We start from the raw sequence: 5,271 nt of genomic DNA on the forward strand, positions 1-5,271 counted from the left end.
CCGTCAAGGGAACGGCTGGGACCATGCCCCGATGGAGCGTTTCTCGGGATCACTGAAAAATGAACTGGTGCATCACCAGCGCTTTGTCACGCGCGAACAAGCCCGGCAGGAAATCACCGAAGACATTGAGACCTTCTACAATCGTATCCGCAAGCAGGCTCGACTTGGCTATCTATCGCCTACTGCATTCAACCAGCAGTACCATGCAAAACAGATGGCCGCTTAATCCGTTGGACTCTACGGTTGACGACCTACCTCAATCTTCCAGCGCAAGACGCTGCAAAATGCCAGCTTCTCGAGTGTCGATCAACTCGTCGAGACCATTCACAAATTCACCACCGCTTACAACCAGAACGCCGCTCCCTTCGTCTGGCGAAAGCGCGAGGTTAAGGGAACACAGCTACGAAATACTATTGTTAACCTATGCAATTAAACACTAGGGCGGCGCAGCAACGCCGGGCGACCAGCTACGAGGCATCAGCCAGCCAGGCGTCGCTCGGCAGATCCGGAATTCCAGGACTGACCACGAAGCGGGTCATGGCATGCGGATTCATCAGTCCGACGCCGCCTTGTGCCAGTCGATAGTGAATCGCCGGCCGCTCGAAGAGACTGGTCAGGTTCATCAGCCGCTCGGCCAGCGCCGGCTTGCGGACGCCCTCGGCGCTCATGAAGAGCACGTGCCCTCCGGTGAAGAAGAACTCTATCCGCGCCCGGAAATGATCGCCGTCAAGCCCGCCGACAAATGGTTCGGCGCGTTGCTCGGGGGTCAGCGCGGTCAGCGTCAGGTTGAGCGGACTGGGCAGATAGTCGCCGAGATCGCGGATCGTTTCGATCTCGACACAGGCGATCGCCGACGCGGCGAACACCTCGGTCAGCGCTGGCGAACCGACGATCAGCGGCTTCCCCGTGAACAACTGGCTGCTGCGTCGGAGACTATCGAGAATCGTCTGCTGCAGGGCTTCGTCGACCTGGACAAAACGTCGCGCACGATTGGCCGTGGTAATGACGGTGATATTCATTGTCATGCTGGCACTCCCTCAACAAGAATTCATGCGCGTAGCCGGCCCCCTCAGGCACCGCCACGATTCTTTCCTTGCACCCACAGCACGTCACCGCGCCCACCCGCCCTGTTCAGCGCGCGGCCCAGCACGAAGAGCAGATCGGACAGGCGATTCAGATACTTGCGGGCAAATCCGGAAACCGTCTCGCTGCTTGCCAGGTGTACCACATGCCGCTCGGCACGGCGGCAGACGGTGCGCGCCAGGTGTGCGCTGGCAGCAGCACGGGTGCCACCCGGCAGGATGAAATCCTTGAGCGGTGGCAGATCGGCGTTGAACTGCTCGACCAGATCCTCGAGCCGGGCAACCTGCTCGTCGCTGATCATGTTCATTCCGGGAATGCACAGCTCGCCCCCGAGATCGAACAGATCGTGCTGGACGCCGATCAGTGCCTGCCTGATTCCGTCCGGCATCTCTTCATTGAGCAACAGGCCGATCGTCGAGTTGAGCTCGTCGACCTGCCCTATGGTCTCGATACGCAGGCTGTCCTTGCCAACGCGGGTGCCGTCGCCGAGCCCGGTGGTTCCGGCATCACCGGTGCGCGTGACGATTTTCGAAAGACGATTGCCCATGCCGAGTTTCCTGATCAAAATAAACGAGGATTATAGTTCAAGGAGTCCGAGTGCCCTTACCCTCGCTGAATCTGAGCGCCAACCTGAGCTTTCTCTTCCCCGATGTGCCATTCGACGAACGTTTCGCGCGCGCCGCGCGCGCCGGCTTTCGTGGCGTCGAGTACCTCTTCCCCTACGCCTATGATGGCGATGAACTGCATCGCCTGTTGCGCGAAAACGGTCTGCTCCAGGTCCTGTACAATCTGCCGGCTGGCGACTGGGAGGCGGGCGAGCGGGGAATTGCCTGCCTGCCCGGACGCGAGGCAGAGTTCCGGGAGGGCGTCGAGCAGGGGCTGGAGTATGCACGCCGGCTTGGTTGCCGGCAACTCAACTGCCTCGCCGGGATCGCGCCGGCTGGAATCCCGGAAGCCGCGTTGCTGGCGACCTGCACGGCCAATCTTCGTCATGCGGCAGAACGACTGGCGTCACACGGGGTCCGGCTGCTCATCGAGCCGATCAACAGCCGGGTCGACATCCCCGGCTTCTGGCTTGACACTCCGGCCAAGGCGCTGGCGCTGATCGACCGGGTGGCGACCGAAAACCTGTGGCTGCAGTACGATATCTACCATGCGCAGATCATGGAGGGCGATCTGGCGCGCACAATCGAGGCTAACATCGGGCGGATTGCCCATTTTCAGTTGGCCGACAACCCGGGACGGCATGAACCGGGCAGCGGCGAGATCAATTATCCGTTTCTCTTCGCCCTGCTCCGCCGTCTCGACTACGGCGGCTGGCTGGGTTGCGAATACCGACCGTTGTCGGCGAACACCGAGAGCAGCCTCGGCTGGGCGAAGGACTGGCTCGCCGGCAGCGCTCCGGCCAACCCGTGACATCAACCGTCCACCGTAAAGGAGCGCCGATGCGCGACCTTGCCGAGTTCCGTTTCCTGCATGGCCTGTTTGCTGCCGCAACCGCGGCCGCCAGGCCGGAGCGCTGTGTGCCCCCGCAGCTACCCGCCGAACGCAGTGGCCGCCTGCTCGTGGTCGGCGCCGGCAAGGCCTCGGCGGCAATGGCCAGGGCAGTCGAAGAGCATTGGCCCGGTCCGCTGAGCGGCCTGGTGGTCACCCGTTACGGCTTCGGCGTCCCCTGCCAGCGCATCGCGATCGTCGAAGCAGCACACCCGCTCCCCGATGCTGCCGGCCAGGCTGCCGCCATTGCCATCCTGCAGCGGGTGAGTAATCTCACGCCGCACGACTGCGTGCTGGCACTGATCTCCGGCGGTGGATCGGCACTACTCGCGGCCCCGGCGGCCGGCATCAGCCTGGCGGACAAACAGGCGATCACTGCCACCTTGCTGAAAAGCGGCGCCACCATCCACGAGATGAACTGCGTGCGCAAGCATCTGTCGGCGATCAAGGGCGGACGGCTGGCCGCCGCCGCCTGGCCTGCCTCGGTGCTGACGCTGGCCATCTCGGATGTCGCCGGCGATGATCCGGAAGTCATCGCCTCCGGCCCGACCGTTGGCGATCCCGGCACCTGCGCCGACGCGCTGGCGGTGGTCGACCGTCATGCGCTCCACCTGCCGGAACAGTTGCGCCGGCGCCTCCAGACCGGCGAGCTCGAAACGCCCAAGCCAGGCGATCCGAGGCTGGCGAAAAGTGAATTCCGCCTCGTCGCCAGCCCCTTGATGGCCCTCGCCGCAGCGGCAGAAGCAGCAAGGGTGGCCGGCGTGACACCGCTCATCCTCGCCGATGGCATCGAGGGTGAGGCGCGCGAGGTCGCCCGTGCGCTGGCCGGCATTGCGCGCAGCTGCATTCGCCACCGGACGCCTGCCCGCCCGCCCTGCGTCCTGCTGTCTGCCGGCGAAGCGACCGTCACCATCCGCGGCAAGGGACGCGGTGGGCGTAACAGCGAGCTGATGCTGGCCATGGCGCTGGCACTGCAGGGACAACCGGGCGTGCATGCCCTGGCCGCCGACACCGACGGCATCGATGGCTCGGAAGACAACGCCGGCGCCCTGATCGGCCCACACACGCTGGAGCAGGCATGCGCGCTTGGCCTCGACGCCCGCGCCGCACTGGACGACAATGATGCTTACGCTTTCTTCTCGGCGATCGGCGACCTGCTGGTAAGCGGACCGACGCTGACCAACGTCAACGACTTCCACGCCATTCTGGTGAGCTGACGAAGACGCGCCGACGGTGGGTTCAGCCGTCGGCAAACGCGTTGCAGAAACGCAGTTCCTCGGGATAAGGGAAGAAATCCTCGACATGACCGGCGCGGATCTTCTCCTGTGTCGTCTGCCAGAACTTCACGCTGAGCAAGGCCCGATGGTACTTGAGAAAAGCCGAGCGAACCTTGGGTGATCCGAGCAGAAAACTGGCGAACTCCTCCGGGAAGACATCGTGCTTGCCGACCGAGTACCACGGTTCGCCAGACATTTCCATCTCCGGGTACGGCGCTTCCGGGATGACGCGGAAGTTGGTATCGGTCATGTACTCGATTTCGTCGTAGTCGTAGAACACGACGCGGTTGTAACGGGTGACGCCGAAGTTCTTCCAGAGCATGTCCCCCGGGAAGATGTTGGCACTGGCCAGCTCCTTGATGGCATTGCCGTACTCGAGCACGGCGTGGTCGATCTGTTGCGGCGTTGCCGAGTCGAGATAGATGTTCAAGGGCGTCAGGCGGCGTTCGATGTACAGATGCTTGATCACCAGATCCCGTCCCTCTTCCTCGATCAAGGACGGAGCAAGGGTATGCAATGCTTCCAGCAACTCGGCGGAAAAGCGCTTCCTGGGCAGGGCGACATGCGAAAACTCGAGCGTATCGGCCATGCGACCGACCCGGTCGACCTGTTTCACCAGCAGGTACTTGCGCTTGACGGTTGCCCGGTCCATTTCCTTGGACGCTCCGAAGACGTCCTTGATCAGCTTGAAAACGTAGGGATACGACGGTAGCGTGAACACCAGCATGACCAGGCCGGCAATCCCCGGCGCGATGATGAACTGGTCTTCCGAATGGCGCAGATGATGCTTCAGATCGCGGAAGAAGAGCGTCTTGCCCTGCTTGCCGAGGCCGAGCATGGTGTAGATCTCCGACGGCGGCTTGTTCGGCATCATGCTGCGCAGGAACTGCACGTAAGCCGAGGGAACCTCCATATCGACCATGAAGTAGGCGCGTGACAGCGAGAAGAGCACGCTGATCAGCCAGCGGTCGAGCAGGATGGTGTCGAGCACCAGCAGCCCCCCGGGCGAGTGCACCACGGCGATGGCGAACGGAACCTCGGCATGGCCGTTGATCGCCTTGCCGAAAATGTAGGCGCCCTTGTTGCGGTAGAAAGCCGAATGCAGCACCTCGATCTGGGCATTGGCCTCCGCCACCGGCCACTCGCCGAGACGCTTCCTGGCCGTACGCATGATGAAATCGACGTCGCGGTCGAGGTCCGCGAAGGGGCGTTGCCAGTCGAAATCGACGATGATCTGGCGCACCGTGTTGCGCAGCCCTTGTTGCGCCGGATAGTAACTGCGATAGGTCGGCGGATACGACTGGATGTACTCGGTCGACACGGCCGGCCGGGCAAAGATGTAGTCGTTGTGGAAATAGGTTCGATGCAGGATCTTCGAGCAGACCGAGTTGAAAAACGTCTCGGCAAGCTCGGGCTG

The 5,271-nt window shown here is 62.7% G+C and carries 6 protein-coding genes and 1 pseudogene; 4 read left to right on the forward strand and 3 right to left on the reverse strand.

All coding sequences use genetic code 11. The features are described from left to right. The coding region (locus JNK99_RS09595) for an IS3 family transposase (RefSeq protein ID WP_291851979.1) at positions 1–226 on the forward strand (226 nt) is incomplete at its 5' end. A gap of 33 nt (positions 227–259) precedes the next feature. Continuing rightward, positions 260–433, forward strand: a pseudogene (locus tag JNK99_RS09600) (IS630 family transposase); the annotation flags it as partial. 34 nt (positions 434–467) lie between these two features. Here JNK99_RS09600 and JNK99_RS09605 read toward each other — a convergent pair. Both JNK99_RS09605 and JNK99_RS09610 read right to left on the reverse strand, forming a co-directional pair. Beyond that, the gene (locus JNK99_RS09605) at positions 468–1,025 is read right to left on the reverse strand and encodes a hypothetical protein (protein ID WP_291851982.1); all 558 of its coding nucleotides are present in this window, start codon (positions 1,023–1,025) and stop codon (positions 468–470) included. 44 nt (positions 1,026–1,069) lie between these two features. After that, complete coding sequence (locus JNK99_RS09610) at positions 1,070–1,630, reverse strand: cob(I)yrinic acid a,c-diamide adenosyltransferase (protein ID WP_291851985.1); 561 nt, start codon at positions 1,628–1,630, stop codon at positions 1,070–1,072. A gap of 50 nt (positions 1,631–1,680) precedes the next feature. Here JNK99_RS09610 and hyi point away from each other — a divergent pair, with 50 nt between their 5' ends. Both hyi and JNK99_RS09620 read left to right on the forward strand, forming a co-directional pair. Next, entirely contained in the window at positions 1,681–2,499 is an 819-nt protein-coding gene (hyi, locus tag JNK99_RS09615; RefSeq protein ID WP_291851988.1) for a hydroxypyruvate isomerase, read from the forward strand. A gap of 29 nt (positions 2,500–2,528) precedes the next feature. Continuing rightward, the gene (locus tag JNK99_RS09620) at positions 2,529–3,794 is read left to right on the forward strand and encodes a glycerate kinase (RefSeq protein ID WP_291851991.1); all 1,266 of its coding nucleotides are present in this window, start codon (positions 2,529–2,531) and stop codon (positions 3,792–3,794) included. Positions 3,795–3,816: 22 nt separating this feature from the next. Here the strand turns inward: JNK99_RS09620 and aceK are convergent. Then, positions 3,817–5,271 (reverse strand): bifunctional isocitrate dehydrogenase kinase/phosphatase (gene aceK, locus JNK99_RS09625; protein ID WP_291851993.1); only part of this gene is annotated, 1,455 nt, incomplete at its 5' end.

The sequence above is a fragment of the Accumulibacter sp. genome, assembly GCF_016789985.1.
GTDB lineage: Bacteria > Pseudomonadota > Gammaproteobacteria > Burkholderiales > Rhodocyclaceae > Accumulibacter.